This is a genomic window from Microbacterium sp. NPDC097977 (genome assembly GCF_040302605.1).
Lineage (GTDB): Bacteria > Actinomycetota > Actinomycetes > Actinomycetales > Microbacteriaceae > Microbacterium.
On sequence record NZ_JBEOUR010000002.1, the window covers coordinates 37,455 to 52,904 of the forward strand.

17 protein-coding genes are annotated in these 15,450 nt (G+C 69.3%); 14 read left to right on the forward strand and 3 right to left on the reverse strand.

All coding sequences use genetic code 11. From position 1 onward, the window contains the following. Window positions 1–113: 113 nt before the first annotated feature. Window positions 114–974, forward strand: a complete 861-nt coding sequence (locus ABTZ43_RS00815; protein ID WP_056415242.1) for a fumarylacetoacetate hydrolase family protein — start codon at window positions 114–116, stop codon at window positions 972–974. Beyond that, a complete protein-coding gene (locus ABTZ43_RS00820; protein WP_350537533.1) occupies window positions 971–1,744 on the forward strand; it encodes an SDR family NAD(P)-dependent oxidoreductase in 774 nt (257 codons plus the stop codon). The genes ABTZ43_RS00815 and ABTZ43_RS00820 overlap by 4 nt, the downstream gene beginning before the upstream one ends. Window positions 1,745–1,852: 108 nt before the next feature. Here the strand turns inward: ABTZ43_RS00820 and ABTZ43_RS00825 are convergent, their stop codons facing one another. Further along, on the reverse strand, window positions 1,853–2,833 hold the full coding sequence (locus tag ABTZ43_RS00825; protein WP_350537534.1) for an amidohydrolase family protein: 981 nt from the start codon (window positions 2,831–2,833) through the stop codon (window positions 1,853–1,855). Window positions 2,834–2,879: 46 nt separating this feature from the next. Here ABTZ43_RS00825 and ABTZ43_RS00830 point away from each other — a divergent pair, with 46 nt between their 5' ends. Then, window positions 2,880–3,557 (forward strand): FadR/GntR family transcriptional regulator, encoded by a 678-nt coding sequence (locus tag ABTZ43_RS00830; RefSeq protein WP_149422189.1) that lies wholly within the window; start codon window positions 2,880–2,882, stop codon window positions 3,555–3,557. A gap of 25 nt (window positions 3,558–3,582) precedes the next feature. Here the strand turns inward: ABTZ43_RS00830 and ABTZ43_RS00835 are convergent, their stop codons facing one another. Then, complete coding sequence (locus ABTZ43_RS00835) at window positions 3,583–4,245, reverse strand: transaldolase family protein (RefSeq protein WP_056415231.1); 663 nt, start codon at window positions 4,243–4,245, stop codon at window positions 3,583–3,585. A gap of 107 nt (window positions 4,246–4,352) precedes the next feature. Between ABTZ43_RS00835 and ABTZ43_RS00840 the strand changes: the two genes are divergently transcribed. The 7 genes from ABTZ43_RS00840 to ABTZ43_RS00870 all read left to right on the forward strand — a co-directional run bounded on the left by ABTZ43_RS00840 (window position 4,353) and on the right by ABTZ43_RS00870 (window position 10,014). Beyond that, the gene (locus ABTZ43_RS00840) at window positions 4,353–5,303 is read left to right on the forward strand and encodes a ribokinase (RefSeq protein ID WP_056415229.1); all 951 of its coding nucleotides are present in this window, start codon (window positions 4,353–4,355) and stop codon (window positions 5,301–5,303) included. Window positions 5,304–5,356: 53 nt separating this feature from the next. Beyond that, window positions 5,357–5,761 (forward strand): D-ribose pyranase, encoded by a 405-nt coding sequence (gene rbsD, locus ABTZ43_RS00845; RefSeq protein ID WP_056415226.1) that lies wholly within the window; start codon window positions 5,357–5,359, stop codon window positions 5,759–5,761. A 1-nt stretch (window position 5,762) separates the two neighbouring features. Continuing rightward, entirely contained in the window at window positions 5,763–6,566 is an 804-nt protein-coding gene (locus ABTZ43_RS00850; RefSeq protein WP_350537535.1) for a GntR family transcriptional regulator, read from the forward strand. Window positions 6,567–6,661: 95 nt separating this feature from the next. After that, complete coding sequence (locus ABTZ43_RS00855) at window positions 6,662–7,492, forward strand: hypothetical protein (protein ID WP_350537536.1); 831 nt, start codon at window positions 6,662–6,664, stop codon at window positions 7,490–7,492. A 20-nt stretch (window positions 7,493–7,512) separates the two neighbouring features. After that, window positions 7,513–8,571 (forward strand): PLP-dependent cysteine synthase family protein, encoded by a 1,059-nt coding sequence (locus tag ABTZ43_RS00860; protein WP_350537537.1) that lies wholly within the window; start codon window positions 7,513–7,515, stop codon window positions 8,569–8,571. 91 nt (window positions 8,572–8,662) lie between these two features. After that, window positions 8,663–9,232 carry a hypothetical protein gene (locus ABTZ43_RS00865; protein WP_350537538.1) on the forward strand — a complete coding sequence of 190 codons (570 nt, stop codon included), beginning with the start codon at window positions 8,663–8,665 and terminating at the stop codon, window positions 9,230–9,232. A gap of 269 nt (window positions 9,233–9,501) precedes the next feature. After that, window positions 9,502–10,014 (forward strand): glycine cleavage system transcriptional repressor, encoded by a 513-nt coding sequence (locus ABTZ43_RS00870; RefSeq protein ID WP_350537539.1) that lies wholly within the window; start codon window positions 9,502–9,504, stop codon window positions 10,012–10,014. Window positions 10,015–10,067: 53 nt separating this feature from the next. On the opposite strand, the gene ABTZ43_RS00875 is transcribed toward ABTZ43_RS00870, so the two are convergent. Next, window positions 10,068–10,781 carry a FadR/GntR family transcriptional regulator gene (locus ABTZ43_RS00875; protein ID WP_350537540.1) on the reverse strand — a complete coding sequence of 238 codons (714 nt, stop codon included), beginning with the start codon at window positions 10,779–10,781 and terminating at the stop codon, window positions 10,068–10,070. Between the two features lie 165 nt (window positions 10,782–10,946). On the opposite strand from ABTZ43_RS00875, the gene ABTZ43_RS00880 reads away from it, so the two are divergent. Genes ABTZ43_RS00880 through ABTZ43_RS00895 form a run of 4 tightly spaced genes read left to right on the forward strand, consistent with a single transcriptional unit; the run spans window position 10,947 to window position 15,410 of the window. Further along, window positions 10,947–12,182 (forward strand): aminotransferase class V-fold PLP-dependent enzyme, encoded by a 1,236-nt coding sequence (locus ABTZ43_RS00880; RefSeq protein ID WP_350537541.1) that lies wholly within the window; start codon window positions 10,947–10,949, stop codon window positions 12,180–12,182. Window positions 12,183–12,234: 52 nt separating this feature from the next. Continuing rightward, window positions 12,235–13,548 (forward strand): ABC transporter substrate-binding protein, encoded by a 1,314-nt coding sequence (locus ABTZ43_RS00885; protein WP_350537542.1) that lies wholly within the window; start codon window positions 12,235–12,237, stop codon window positions 13,546–13,548. A 3-nt stretch (window positions 13,549–13,551) separates the two neighbouring features. Beyond that, entirely contained in the window at window positions 13,552–14,502 is a 951-nt protein-coding gene (locus ABTZ43_RS00890) for a carbohydrate ABC transporter permease (RefSeq protein ID WP_045253334.1), read from the forward strand. Next, window positions 14,499–15,410: a carbohydrate ABC transporter permease gene (locus tag ABTZ43_RS00895; RefSeq protein ID WP_200946574.1), complete on the forward strand. Its 912-nt coding sequence runs from the start codon at window positions 14,499–14,501 to the stop codon at window positions 15,408–15,410. The genes ABTZ43_RS00890 and ABTZ43_RS00895 overlap by 4 nt, the downstream gene beginning before the upstream one ends. Window positions 15,411–15,450: the final 40 nt, after the last annotated feature.

Consider the following 15,450-nt stretch of genomic DNA (forward strand, 5'->3'; position numbering starts at 1 on the left):
AAGGATTCGTGCAGATCTCTTGGAGTGTAAACATCCGATGTCTATACTGTCAACGAGCCGCGCTACGACAGCGCGCCGCCGCACCGGCGGAAACGGCACTGATCAGGAGAGACATGAAGTTCGCACGTCTAGGCAGCCTCGGCGCCGAGATCCCCGTCCTCGTCGAGGGTGACCGCTACCTCGATCTGCGGTCCGTGACATCCGATGTGAACGGTGACTTCCTCGCCGGAGACGTCGTCGCACGCGTCGAGGCGGCCCGTGCGGCCGGTGAGCTTCCCGAGCTCGAGGATGCCGCCGCACTGCGCATCGGCGCGCCGATCGTCCGCCCCAGCGCCGTGATCTGCATCGGGCAGAACTACGCCGCGCACGCGAGGGAATCCGGGGCGGAGCCGCCCACCGTGCCGATCATGTTCCTGAAGACGCCGAACACGGTCGTCGGCCCGAATGATGCGGTCACGATCCCCCGGGGCAGCGAGAAGACCGACTGGGAGGTGGAGCTGGGCATCGTGATCGGTGCCCGAGCCTCCTACCTCGACTCCCCCGACGAGGCCGACGCGCACATCGCCGGCTACGTGGTGGCGAACGACGTCTCCGAGCGCGCCTTCCAGATGGAGGTCTCGGGCGGGCAGTGGTCCAAGGGCAAGATCGCCCCGGGCTTCAACCCCACCGGCCCGTGGCTGGTCACCCCCGACGAGGTCGACGTCGACGAGCTGCGGCTGCGCAGCTGGGTCAACGGCGAGCCCCGCCAGGACTCGAACACGAACGACATGATCTTCGACGTGCGCACGATCGTGCACCACCTGTCGCAGTACGTCACTCTCGAGCCGGGGGATCTGATCCTCACCGGCACCCCGCAGGGGGTCGCGTTCGGCGGCAGATTCCCGTACCTGAAGGCGGGCGACGTGGTCGAGATCGAGATCGAAGGACTGGGGCATCAGCGCCAGGAGTTCGTGGCCTGGGAGGCACAGAAGTGAGCACGCAGATCCACACCCCGGCACTCGACGGGCTCGTCGCGATCGTCACCGGCGGAGCATCCGGCATCGGGGCCGCCATCGCCGCCCGCCTGCACGCCGACGGAGCGCGGATCGCCGTGCTCGACCGCGACACCTCGGGGGCGGATGCCGCCTTCGCGGCGTTCACCGCCGACGTGTCCGACCGCGCATCGGTGGATGCCGCCGTCGCCGCCGTCGCCGCGGAGTTCGGCCGCATCGACATCGTGGTCAACAATGCCGGCGTCGGCGCGCAGGGCGACATCAGCGCGAACGACGACGAGGAATGGGCGCGCGTGCTCTCGATCAACGTCACCGGGATCGCCCGCGTGACGTCGGCCGCGCTGCCCTGGCTCAAGAGGTCGCCGAGCGCGGCGGTGTGCAACACGGCATCCATCGCGTCGACGACCGGACTCCCGCAGCGCGCCCTGTACAGCGCGTCGAAGGGTGCCGTCTCGGCGCTGACCCGGGCCATGGCCGCCGACCATCTGCGAGAGGGCATCCGCGTCAACGCCGTCAACCCCGGCACCGCCGACACCCCGTGGGTCGGCCGACTGCTCGACTCGGCCGACGACCCCGCCGCCGAACGCGCCGCCCTCGAAGCCCGTCAGCCGCATGGCCGGCTGGTCTCGCCCGACGAGGTGGCCGCGGCCGTCGCGTATCTGGTGAGCCCTGCCGCCGGCTCCACGACCGGGACGTTCATCGAGGTCGACGGCGGAATGGCCCAGCTGCGCCTGCGTCCCGTCGGGAGCTGACTCGCCGCGTCCCGCCGGGTCACGGTGTTCTGGGCCGTCTGCGCTGCCCGCGATCGCGCGTACGCTCGCGCCCGCGCTCGCGCGTGCGCTTGCGCTCGCGATCGCGCGCTACGAGCGCTCTCCCCGCAACCAGCCCAGGATGCCGCGGCGTGGGCGCTCCTCCCGAGCATCCTCCTGCGTCGGCCGCCGGCCGATCCGGTAGAAATCCTCGGCATTCCGCCACATGAGGGCGTCGACGTCATGCCCGCGGCGCTCGGCCCAGGCGATCACGGCATCCGCCCATCGGCTCCGCGCCGTCGGCTGATACATCGGCGATCCGTCGGGGGTCCTGTGCGGGTCGCCCTCCTCCGCGGGGCCGATGACGGACACCGGCCAATCGCTGCCCCACATCAGCCGTTCGACGCCGAAGGAATCCGCGGCCGCGTCGAGGTAGGGCGCGAGCTGCTCCGGCGACCAGTCGCCGCCCGCCTCCGCAGGCAGCCCCGACAGCTTGCACCACACGTTCGGATGCCGGGCCAGATCGTCGAGATCGCGCACCCACTCCATCGTCGGCGCCACCGGAGCATCCGCGGTGCCGACCTCCGGCTTGCCGAGGTGGTCGAGCACCATCCGCAGCTCGGGCACCGCTCCCGCGAGGCGGGCGATCTCGGGCAGCTGCGAGGCGCGCACGCACGCATCGAACGACCAGCCGCGGGCGGCGACCTCGCGCGCGCCGGTCACGAACGCGGCCGACACCGCGAGTCCGTCCGGTTCGCCCTGCAGGTTGTGCCGCACGCCGACCACGAGCTGCTCGCCGGCGAGGCCCTCGAGATGCGCGGTCGTGTCGGTGCCGCGGTCGAGCCTCGCGCCGGCGACGATGCCTACGACGCCGACGCGCTGCGCGAGAGACGCCACCCAGCGGACCTCCTCGAGGAAGTCGTCTTCGACCGTCTCGGCCTGCACGAAGACCGCCCGCTCGGTCGTCGCACGCGGGATGCGCGCGTGCTCGATCTCGGTCTCCGCGAACAGCCACGCGAGCGGCCCCTCGAGCCAGGTGTAGTGCAGAAGCTCCGGGTCCCAGAGATGCAGGTGCGAATCGAGTGCGCGCATACGCCCATCCTGCCGCAGACATCCGATGACTGGCTAGGATGACGCCATGGCAGTGACTGACGAGGCGATCGAGAAGATCAAGGCGATGATCGTGTCGGGCGAGCTCGCGCCGGGCGACCGACTCCCTCCCGAGAAGGAGCTGTCCGAACGCCTCGGCCTGTCACGCAACTCGATGCGCGAAGCCGTGAAGGCCCTCGAGGTGATCCGAGTGCTCGATGTGCGCCGCGGCGACGGCACCTACGTGACGAGCCTCGAACCGCACCTGCTCCTCGAAGCGATGTCGTTCGTGGTCGACATGCACGATGACGACTCGATGCTCGAGATCTTCGCCGTCAGACGGATGCTGGAGTCGCAGGCGACCGGCCTCGCCGCGACCCTCGGCAGCGACGAGGCGATCGCGCACCTCGAGAGCGAGGTCGGCTCGATCGACGCCGGCGTCAGCGTCGAGGAGCTGGTCGAGCACGACATCCGCTTCCACCGCGAGATCGTCGGAATGGCCGGCAACGCCTACCTCGCCAGCCTCATCGAGCACCTGAGCAGTCAGACCGTGCGCGCCCGGGTGTGGCGCGGGCTCACCGAGGCCGGGGCGGTCGAGCGCACGCTCTCGGAGCATCGCGCCATCGCCGAGGCCATCGCCCGGCACGACCCGGCGCTCGCCACCTCGCTCGCCACCGCGCATATCGCCGGCGTCGAGCGGTGGCTGCGCCAGGCGGCCGCCGCCTAGACCCGCCCGACCGGCACGCGAGGACTCAGGCTCCGAGCCGCACCATCGCCGCGTCGAACTCGACCGCCGAGCCGTCGCTGACCTCGTGGAACAGCATCTGCTCGATCACATCGGGGGCGGCGGTGAAATACGGCACCCCGGCGAGACGCAGCCCGGTGATGTCGTCAGGCGAGCGCAGACTCGCGGCGAGCACGTCGGTGCCGCTCCCGGCGCAGACCTCCTGCATCCGGGCGATCACGACATCCCCGTCGATGCCGGCGTCCCGCATCCGGCCGAGGTAGGGGGCGATGTACTGCACTCCGATCGAGGAGCAGACCAGTGCCTGCGCGACGGAGTAGACGGCGGTGACGAGCACGGTGGCGCCGTCGGCGACGAGAGCGGATGCCGCGGCGAAGCCGTCGCGCGTGGCCGGGACCTTCACCGCCACGCGGTCGCCCAGCGCCCGGATGGTCTCGGCATTGCGCAGGAACGATGCCGTGTCGCCGCCCCAGGTCTGGAAGAAGATCTCCCGCGCGCCCTCGGCGGACCACCGCGCGTACAGGTCGGGGATCTCGGCGGCAGTGCGCCCACCCCGCTCGAGGATCGTCGGGTTCGTCGTCACACCGTGCACGACGCCCGCGGTGAGGAGCGAGGCGACGCGATCGACGTCCGCGCTGTCGACGTAGAGACGGGGGGCCGCGGCAGTCATCGGGTCTCCTTGTGCACAACCTGTCGTTACAGGTTCAGATTCGGCTAATGTAATGACAGCCGCGGAGGATGTCAAAGCACCCCGCATCGACGACGATCAGGAGTGCCATGACAGCCGCCACCTCGCCCGATCGCACCGGCGTCGTCATCGTCGGCAGTGTGACCGCAGACGTGACGACCTTCTCGACCCGCCTTCCGGCACGGGGAGAGACCATCCTCGGTGACGAGTTCACCCTCATGCTCGGCGGCAAGGGCGCGAACCAGGCCGTCGCGGCCGGACGCTCGGGGGCTCGCACGAGCTTCGTCGGATGCGTGGGCGACGACCTCTTCCACGACCTCGTCGTCGACGGCCTCAGCGAGGCGGGCGTCGATCTGGCCCATCTGCGCACCGTGCCCGGTCCGACGGGTGTCGCGCACATCCGCGTCGACGCATCGGCGCAGAACGACATCGTCATGGTTCCGCTCGCCAACGCGGCCCTCAGCACCGAACAGATCGATTCGGCGCTGGCCGCCCTCGCGCCCACGACCTCGGTGCTGCTCACCCAGCTCGAGACGCCCTCGGCGCTCACCGCGCACATCACCGCCCGTGCACGCGAGCACGGCATGACCGTCATCCTCGACCCGGCCCCCGCCGCTCCGCTCGACGACTCGGTGTGGGCGAACATCGACATCGTCACCCCGAACGAGACCGAGGCCTCGGTGCTCAGCGGCATCGAGGTCGTCGACGCGACCAGTGCCGAGCTCGCGGGCCGCTGGTTCCTCGACCGGGGTGTCGGCGCGGCCGTGATCACCCTCGCGGGGCAGGGGTCGTGCGTCGTCACGGCGGACGCCGCCTTCGTCGTCCCACCCTTCCCCGTCGAGGCGGTCGACACGACCGCGGCCGGCGATGCGTATGCCGGATACCTCGGCGCCGCGCTCGCCAACGGGTGGGAGCTGACCGATGCCGTGCGTCTGGCCACCGCGGCCGGAGCGCTCGCCGTCACCAAGCAGGGCGCATCGCCGAGCCTGCCGCTGCGCGCCGAGGTCGACGCGTTCCTCGCGGCCCGCGACGCCCTCTGACCGCATCCGCCCTCCGGCCCCGACATCCGTCCGACCCCGCACGAGGAGACATCATGCGAAAGACAGCGACGACCATCAACCCCGCCCTCTCCCGAGTGATCAGCGAGACCGGGCACACCGATCTGCTGGTCGTGACCGATGCGGGGCTGCCCATCCCTCCGGGATCCGAGCGCATCGATCTGGCCTACCGCCCGGGCGCGCCCGCGTTCCTCGACGTGCTCGACACGGTGCTCGCCGAGCTCGTCGTCGAGGGCGCGACCGTCTCGGAGGAGGTCGCCGAGAAGAGCCCTGAGATCCTGGCGGCGCTGCGCGAGAGGTTCGCCGGCCAGGACTTCGAGATCGCCATGGTCCCGCACGTCGAGTTCAAGGCGCTCACCCACTCCGCGCGGGCGTTCGTGCGCTCGGGCGAGTTCACCCCCTACGCCAACGTGATCCTGCATGCGGGCGTCGCGTACTGACATGGATGATGCGATCGACCGCCATTCCGCGGCGCCCATGTACGACCAGCTGCGCCAGCTCATCGTCGGGGGCATCTCGCGCGACGGCCTGCAGCCGGGCGATCCGCTGCCGGGAGAGCACCGGCTCTGCGAGCGCTACGGCATCTCCCGCACCGTCGTGCGACAGGCCCTGGCGCAGCTCGAGCACGAGGGGCTCGTCGAACGCGTCAAGGGCAAGGGCACGTTCGTGTCCCGCCCCCGCACCAGTGAGAGCCTCGTGCACACCCTGATCGGTCTCTACGACGACGTCGAGCGACGCGGCGGACATGTGCACAGCGATGTGCTGCGCCACGAGCCCGCCGTCGCCGACGACGAGATCGCCGCCGCCCTCGACCTCGAGCCCGGCGCACCCGTCGTCGCGCTTGAGCGGCTGCGCCATGTCGACGGCGAGCCGTGGTCGCTCTCCACGACCTGGATGCCGGAAACGGTCGGCCACGTCACCCTCGGCGTCGATCTCTCCGAGGCGTCCCTCTACCGCCTCCTCGCCGACAACGGCATCGTCGCGACGAGCGGGGTGCGCTCGGCCGAGGCCACCGTCGCGACCCATGACCAGGCACAGCATCTGGGCGTGAGCGCCGGCTCCGCCCTCCTGCGGCTGCGCAGCGTGAGCCGGGCGGCCGACGGCATCCCGATCGAGTACTTCGTCGCGTATCACCGCGGCGATCGCTCGCGTTTCGAGTTCCAGCTGCAGCAGGAGCAGTCGCAGGCCTCACTGCTGCACATCGATGGCGACGGCGGCACCTCGCGAGCCGGCACGGTGATCTGAGCGGTGATCCGGGCACTGATCCGGCACTGATCCGAGGCCGCTAGCCTGGGGGCGAGAGCGCGCCGAGCCGGTGTCGTCGATGGAGGGGGAGCACGATGGTCGATCCGCACGAGCCCGATCCGCGCGCCGACCCTGTCATCCCTCCGCCGCCCGCCATTCCCGGCACGTCCGAGACGGCGCCGCACGTCGTACCGCTCGCTCCTCCGCTGAGCGGGCCCGCCTCTCCTGCACCGGGTGCTCCGCCGGCGGCCTCCCTCGATGGATACGGCCCTCCGCCGCCCCCGCAGCTTCCGCCCTACGCGTCGACGGGGCAGCCCGGCACAGCGGGGCAGCCCGGCACGGCCTCGCAGTTCGGCGCGGCCTCGCAGCCCGGGATCTACCCGACCGCCGCCTACCCCGGCATCGGCGCGCCCGCCCCGGCGCGGACGTCCGGCCGCGCGATCGGGATCGTGTTCGGTTCGATCGGAGCGGTGCTGATCGTCGGCATCATCGCGGTCGCCGTGCTGCTGGGTTCCCTCACCGCGACGAGGACCGATCCGTCGACCGCGCCGCTCCCCACATCGATCAGCGAGCCTCCCAGCGGCCCGGATGCCGGGGCCGGTACCGAGATCGCCGACATCCTCGACGCCAAGATGGACGAGTACAAGCGCCTCCGCGACAGCGGCGCTCTCTGGCAGAGCATTCCCGACAACGACTTCAACCGCACCGCGGTCGCGGCCTTCCTCTTCTTCCTCACCGACATGAAGGTCGCCACTCTCTGGGGCGTCGACGCGGCGCAGGCGCAGGAGTACGAGGAGCGGATGACGATGCTCGAGGAGCGTCTTCTCGCTCAGCAGCCGCTCGGCGACGACATCAAGATCACGCTGGAGGACCAGATCTTCACGTACGACGGCGAGACGGGCGAGGGCGGGTTCACGCCGAAGTAGGCGACCGTTACGCTCGAAGGATGAGCGACTGGACCAGCATTGCGATCGCCCTGCTGGAGGCCGACGCCAACCGCAGCGCCGACACCCATCTTCACCTGTTCCCGTTGCCGCCGGAGTGGGGCATCGATCTCTACCTGAAAGACGAGTCGGTGCACCCCACGGGGTCGCTCAAGCACCGCCTGGCGCGCTCGCTCATCCTGTACGGGCTCGTGAACGGCCGCATCGACGAGAACTCCACGCTCGTCGAGTCCTCGAGCGGATCGACCGCCGTCTCCGAGGCGTACTTCGCCCGGATGCTCGGTCTGCCCTTCGTGACGGTCGTGCCGCGCTCGACGAGCCAGGAGAAGATCGACCTCATCGAGTTCTACGGCGGACGTTGCCATTTCGTCGACCGCGCCGAGGACATGTCGCCCGAGGCGCAGCGCCTGGCGTCCGAGTGCCACGGCCACTACCTCGACCAGTTCACGTTCGCCGAGCGTGCGACGGATTGGCGCGGCAACAACAACATCGCCGAGAGCGTGTTCAGCCAGTTGTCGCAGGAGCGGCATCCGATCCCCCGCTGGATCGTCGTGGGCGCAGGCACCGGCGGCACGAGCGCGACCTTCGGCCGGTACGTCAAGTACCGCCGCCACGAGACGCAGATCGCGGTCGTCGACCCCGAGGGCTCGGCGTTCTACGACGGCTGGGCGGGCACGGTCGATCCGCCCGTCGGGCGCCCCAGCCGCATCGAGGGCATCGGCCGCCCACGCGTCGAGGCGTCCTTCGTGCCGACCGTGATCGACGAGATGATCCAGGTGCCCGACGCCGGTTCGATCGCGGCGATCCGGATGCTGCGCGAGCGCACCCTGCACCTCGCCGGCGGCTCGACGGGCACCAACCTCTACGGCGCATTCCAGCTCATCGCGCGGATGCGCGCGGCGGGCGAGACCGGCAGCATCGTCACGCTGATCTGCGACAGCGGCATCCGCTATGCGGGCACGTACTTCAACGACGACTGGGTCGCGCAGCAGGGGTGGGACCTCGCCCCGCACCGCGCCCGCCTCGATCACCTCCTCGAGACCGGGGTCTGGGTCGACTGAGCAGGGTGCCGGTTCCCGAGTCCGCCCCTGCCCGTGGGCGATTCACCGCGCCCGTCGCGGCGCGCTCCGGCCGTCTCGATAGGCTGGCCGCATGGCATCCCTCACCCCCGCTCGGCGTGACGTCGCAGGCATGAAGACGTTCCTCGGATCCGTGGAGATCGGCGAGCAGCTGAGCGCTGTCCTCGGCTCCGCACGGTACGGGCTGTACGCGATACGCGGCGCGTCCCGACAGTCTCTCGCCGGAGATATCGCGATCGCCGACCAAGTGCTCGGCGGCCCCCGCAAGACGGTCACCACCGGTGGAACCTCCAGCGTCACCCGCCAACCCGCATCGGAGCTGAGAGCCGTTCCGGCCGAGCCTGGGCACGTCGGCGAGGGAGCTGAGCAATCGCCCAGCGACGTCCGACACGGCGATCTGGTGACCGTGGCATTCTCGCACCACACTTACGGAGACTTCAGCCTTTCCGGCGTAGCAACATCAGGCAACGACCCTTTCATCCTCGTGGGCCCATGGATCATCTCCAACGACGGCGTGATCTCCGCGTTCGTCACGAGCTGCGTCATCCACGCACGAAACGGCGATCACAGCGAGCCGATCCCCGCCGTGCGCGGCGCACTGGACGCGGTCGCCGCACTGGAACCCGCCAACGACCAGGCGTGATGTCCAGGGAGGGATGCGCAAGTCGTCGCTGACCAGGAGCGACCCTTTCAGCCTGTCGTCTTTCGTGTGGGCGAGCGCGAGTTCGATGTCTTCGCCTCATCCGCCCACCCTAGATGCGCGCGCTTGGACTCGAGTTCAGCGGCCGACCTCGGTGCGGCTGACCTGCTCGTTCACAATTCAGCACGGATACCCTCGTTCTGCCACTTGATCACCCGAGCGCCCGGGATGAGACCACTGGGTGCTGAATTGCGAACAGCTACGCTGGCCGCATGACTACTCTCATCCTCACTGTCGCGGGTGCTGACCGCCCCGGTCTCGTCGCAGCCGTCGCCGATGTCGTCGATGCCCACCGCGGCAACTGGGAGAACAGCTCGCTGGCCGAGCTCGCCGGAACCTTCGCGGGCGTGATCGAGGTCTCGGTCGCTCCGGAACACTCGGACGGGCTGCAGAGCGCGCTCCGCGAGCTGCAGGGCCAGGGGCTGCTCACGCTCGCGGTCCTCGCCGGCTCACCCGCGGCGGACGCCGAGGCGGAGGTGCTCGAGATCCGGGTTCTCGGCAACGACCGCTCGGGGATCGTCCGCGAGATCTCGAACGTGCTGAGCGCGCATGAGCTCAGCATCGAAGAGCTGGCCACCGAGACCCGGGATGCCGCGATGGCCGGCGGGCGCCTGTTCGAGGCATCCGTGATCGCGCGGGTTCCCGCCTCTGTCGACCTCGACGCGCTGCGTCGTGATCTCGAGCGCATCGCGACCGAGATCCAGGTCGACATCACCCTCGCCTGAGACTGCGGTCGATCCGCCCATCGGCACGGTTAGGCACAGCCGGGACGCACGGGTCAGTCGGATGCCGGCACCGACGTGGGTTCGATCAGACTCACGTCGGTGTACCGGCGCACCCAGTACTCGGTCTGGGCGACGTGCGCGGATGCCGCAGCCGATGCCGCGACCGGGTCTGCCGCCGCGAGCCCCCGGAGGATCGCGCGGTGCCCCGCGTCGGAGTGCAGTTTGAGTTCGGCGGCGTCACCGGCATCCGGGATCCGGTAGGCCCGTGAGCGCGAGCGCAGCACGTCGATCAGGCTCGTGAGCGCGTCGTTGCCCGCCACCCGCGAGATCGTCATGTGGAAGGCATGGTCGAGGCGCGAGTGGAGTTCGAGATCATCGCTGCCCTCGATCTCGTCGAGCACCCGGCCGAGCTCCTCGACCGTCTCGGTGTCGATGCGGGCGGCGGCGAGTGCGGCGGCATGCGGTTCGAGCACCCGACGCAGCTCGGTCAGTTCGAGCACTCCCTCCATCGGCAGCAGCCCGACGGTGAGCGAGAGGCTGCCGATGAGGTCGGCGGCGCGAAGCTCGCTCACATAGCTGCCCGATCCGTGGCGGGTCTCGAGCACGCCGAGGGCGGCCAGCATCCGGATGCCCTCGCGCAGCGACCCGCGAGAGACGCCGAGCCGCTCGCAGAGCTCACCCTCACTGGGCAGCCGATCACCGGGTCGCAGCGCTCCGTCGGCGATCAGTGCGCGCAGTCCATGCAGAGCAGTATCCAGAGCGCTCATCGACATCCTCCTGACACCGCCCAATTCCTCTGAGAGTCTGTCGGACATACCGGCCTCGTCAAATTCGTATGACGACTATGTTTCATCTTCACCTTTTCATGGTCATTTCGGAACCTCTGTGGCAAAGTTGTGCAACAACTCCCCCTGATGCACCGACGAGGACCGATGCCCGCACCAGTTTTCCCCGCACCGCTCACGCTGAACTCCGGCCTGCGAGCCCGTGACGCGTGGCCCCTCGACCCCGACGTCATCCACCTCAACCACGGCTCGTTCGGCGCCGTGCCCACCGCAGTCGTCGCGCAGCAGGATGCTCTGCGTCGCCGCGCCGACCTCAGCCCGGTCGAGTGGTTCCCGCGCATCGCCGAGCGGGTGCAGGCCGCCCGCGAGCGCACCGCGCCCTTCGTGGGTGCCCGCCCCGAGGACAGCGCCTTCGTGCCCAACGCCTCCGCGGCGGCCACGGTCGTCTACAACGCCCTGCAGCTGAGCGCTGGCGACGAGATCCTCGTCACCGATCAGGGCTACGGCGCGATCACGATGGGCGCCCAGCGCCTGGCCCGTCGTTTCGGAGCATCCGTGCGCGCGGTCGAGCTGCCGCTGCTGGCCTCCGACGATGAGGTCGTGCAGCGTTTCGCCGACGCACTGACCCCGAGCACCCGCCTGATCGTCGTCGACCAGATCACCTCGCCCACCGCCCGCATGCTTCCCACCCGCCGCATCGCCGACCTGGTCGCCGAGCGCGGCATCCGCACACTGGTCGACGGAGCGCACGCCCCCGGCCTCGTCGCCGACGCGGCGGCCGTCGCAGGGGGCGACTGGTGGTTCGGCAACCTGCACAAGTGGCCCTGCGCACCGCGCGGTTCGGCTCTGCTCGTCACCACCGCGCCCGACCGCGACGACCTCTGGCCGCTGATCGACTCCTGGGCCGCGAACGAGCCGTATCCCGAGCGCTTCGACACTCAGGGCACGATCGACGCCACGACCTACCTCGCGACTCCCGCCTCGATCGACTTCATCGAGACCGAGTTCGGCTGGGCGAACACACGGCAGGCGATGGCGCAGATGGCGGATGCCGGCGCCGAGATCATCGCCGAGGGCCTGCGACCCTACGGCGACGACGACCCGCTCACCCCGCTGCCCTCTCCCGTGCCGTCGATGCGCCTCGTGCGCCTGCCCCTCGGACTCGGCTCCACCCGCGAAGAGGCCGACGCGCTGCGGATGGACCTGCTCGACGCGACCGGCGTCGAGACGGCGTTCACGAGCTTCCGCGGCATCGGCTACTTCCGCCTGTCTGCGCACCTGTACAGCGAGGCGTCGGACTTCGAGGCCTTCGTCGAACGCTGCATCCCGCAGATCCTGCGCCGCGCCGGCATCCGCACCGCCGACGCGATCGTCGTCTCCTGACCCGCTCCATCCCTCACCCGACACACCACAACCACCAATCGAGAGGCACCTCGTGAAGAAGAACAGAGTCTTGACGGCCGCCGGATTCGGCACCGCCGCCGTGCTCGCGCTCACCGGCTGTTCCGGCGGCAGCGGCGGCGAATCCGCCGACGGCACCGTCACCCTGCAGATGGTCGAGAGCCTGACCAACCCCGCCCGCACCGACCTGATCCGCGGCCTGCTCGACGAGTTCGAGGCGGACAACCCGAAGATCAAGGTCAACCTCGTCTCGCCGCCCACCGAGCAGGCCGACCAGAAGATCCAGCAGATGCTGCAGTCCGGCAAGGGCGTCGACGTCCTCGAGGTCCGCGACATCACGGTCGGCCCGTTCGCCAACAACGGCTGGCTGCACGACATCTCGGGCGACCTCGAGAAGTGGGACGGCTGGGACGCGCTGACCGACAACGCACAGGCGGCGTCGGTCGCAGCTGACGGCAAGAGCTACTTCGTGCCGTACGGCTTCTACGGTCTCTCGCTCTTCTACCGCACGGACCTCGTCGCCGACGCCGGCTTCGACGGCCCGCCGCACAGCTGGAAGGATCTGCTCGAGCAGGCCAGCGCCATCCAGGACCCGTCGAACAACATCTACGGCTACGCGTTCCGCGGCGGAGCGAACGCCAACAGCAACGTGGTCGCGGCGATCGAGGCCTACACGATCGACGACCTCGACGTCGACGACGCCTTCCTGCTGGAGGACGGCTCGACGATCTTCGCAGCCCCCGAAGCGCAGGACGCGGTCGACGACTACTTCGCGCTGTTCGAGAAGGCGTCGCCTCCGTCCGCCGTCTCGTGGGGATACCCCGAGATGGTCGCCGGCTTCACCAACGGCACCACCGCGTTCCTGCTGCAGGACCCCGAGGTCATCGCGACCGTGCAGGACTCGTCGCTGACCGAGGACCAGTGGGACACCGCGCCGCTCCTCGTCGGCCCCTCGGGCAAGGCCGCACAGCCGCTCGCCGTCGCCGGATGGGGTGTCGCCGAGAAGAGCGAGCACCAGGATGCCGCGGTCAAGCTCGTCGAGTTCCTCTCGTCGACCGAGCCCGCCACCGAGTTCGCGCAGGCCAACAGCCTCGTGCCGATCATCTCGGAGGCGGCCGATGACGAGTTCTACTCGACCGGACCGTGGACCAGCTACGTCACCATGACCGAGGACCCCGACACCTACGTCAACGTGCGCCAGCCGCGCGGTGTCAGCTGGTGGACCGAGTGGATCCAGAAGTCCGATCAGGACGTGCAGAACGTGCTGCTGGGCAACATGTCCACCAGCGAGCTGCTCGAATCGTGGGACACGTTCTGGACCGAGAAGTACGCAGCGGAAAAGGGCTGATCCGTGACCCGGACCGCACTCGAAGGGGGCTCCGTCGGCACCGCCGGCGGGGCCTCCCCGGCATCCCGCCGGCGCCGCCCCTTCCGTGGCCGCCACGCGCTGACGCTGCTGGCCTTCATGGCCCCGGCGATCGTGTTCGTGTGCTGGTTCACCTACTGGCCCATGCTGCAGGGCGCACGCATGGCCTTCCACGACTGGAACCTGTGGGATCTCACTTCCACCCCCTGGGTGGGCTTCGACAACTTCGTCACCGTCTTCCAGGACCCGGCCTTCCCCATCGTCGCGTGGAACTCGGTGCTGTGGGTCGTCGGGTCGCTCGTGCCGCAGCTCGTGATCGGGTTCCTGATCGCGCTCGCGCTGCGCAAGCGCTTCCGCTTCCGCGGCCTCTACCAGGCGCTCGTGTTCTTCCCGTGGGCGGTGTCGGGCTTCCTCATCGGCATGCTGTTCCGCTGGATGTTCAACGCCGAGTTCGGTGTCGTGAACGACCTGCTCATGAAGGCGGGACTCATCGAGGCGCCGCTTCCGTGGCTCGCGGATCCGAAGCTGGCGATGTTCGCGGTGATCGCGGCCAACGTCTGGTACGGCGTGACGTTCTTCGCGATCATGATCCTCGCGGCCCTGCAGTCCGTGCCCGATGAGATGCTCGAGGCCGCGAGCCTCGACGGCGCGGGCAAGGCCCGACAGCTGTTCTCGATCATCATCCCGTACATCTCGATGACGCTGCTGCTCACGATCCTGCTGCGCATCATCTGGATCTTCAACTTCCCCGACATCATCTACGCGATGACGAACGGCGGGCCGGCGAACCAGACGCACATCATCACGACGTGGATGATCAACTACACCCAGCAGGGCAACTACGGCATCGCGAGCGCCATCGGACTCATCGTCGTCGCGTTCCTGTTCGTGTTCTGCGCGTTCTACCTGATGGCGATGCGGAGGGTCCAGCGATGACCATCACCGGCACCACGGTCACCGAGACCCGGCGTCTCACCGTCCCCGATCTCGCGAAGGCCCCGCGGCCGAAGCCGAAGCGGCGGATCACCCCCGGCGGCGTGGTCCGCGTGGTGGGCCTCGGCCTCTGGCTCGTGATCACACTGTTCCCGCTCTACTGGATCGCGCTGACCTCGATCAAGTCCCCGGGCACCATCAACCGGTTCCCGATCGAGTACTGGCCCAGCGAGCCGTCGTTCGACAACTACGTCACGCTCTTCCAGCAGAGCGCGTTCGCGACGTTCCTGGGCAACTCGGCGCTCGTCGCGATCATCGCGGGGGCCGTGGCCACGCTGATCGCCCTGCTGAGCGCCTACGTGATCGCGCGTTTCGAGTTCCGCGGCAAGGGCACGGTCCTCGTGGCGTTCCTGCTCACGCAGATGATCCCCGCCTTCATCGCGCTCGGACCGCTCTACTCGATGATGACCGACCTCGGCCTCGTCGACACGAAGCCCGGCCTGATCCTCGTCTACATCGCGATCTGCATCCCGTTCTCCACCGTGATGCTGCGCGGCTTCTTCGAGAACGTCCCCGACGCGCTCGAAGAGGCGGCGATGATCGACGGATGCTCGCGCTTCGGCGCGCTGTTCCGGGTGCTGGTGCCGGTGATGACCCCCGGAATCATCGCCGCGTTCATCTTCAACTTCGTCAACTGCTGGAACGAGCTGTTCCTGTCGGTCGTGCTGATGAACACGGACGCGAACCGCACGGTGCCCTCGGCGCTGAACGGCTTCATCTCGACGTTCAACATCGACTGGGGCTCCATGTCGGCCGCCGCCGTGCTGACGATCCTGCCGACCATGGCGATGTTCGCGCTCGCGAGCCGCTGGATCGTGCAGGGCCTGACCGCCGGCGCGGTGAAGGAGTAACCCGCGCGATACGACGAAGGCCGCCGCCCCGAGGGGCGAC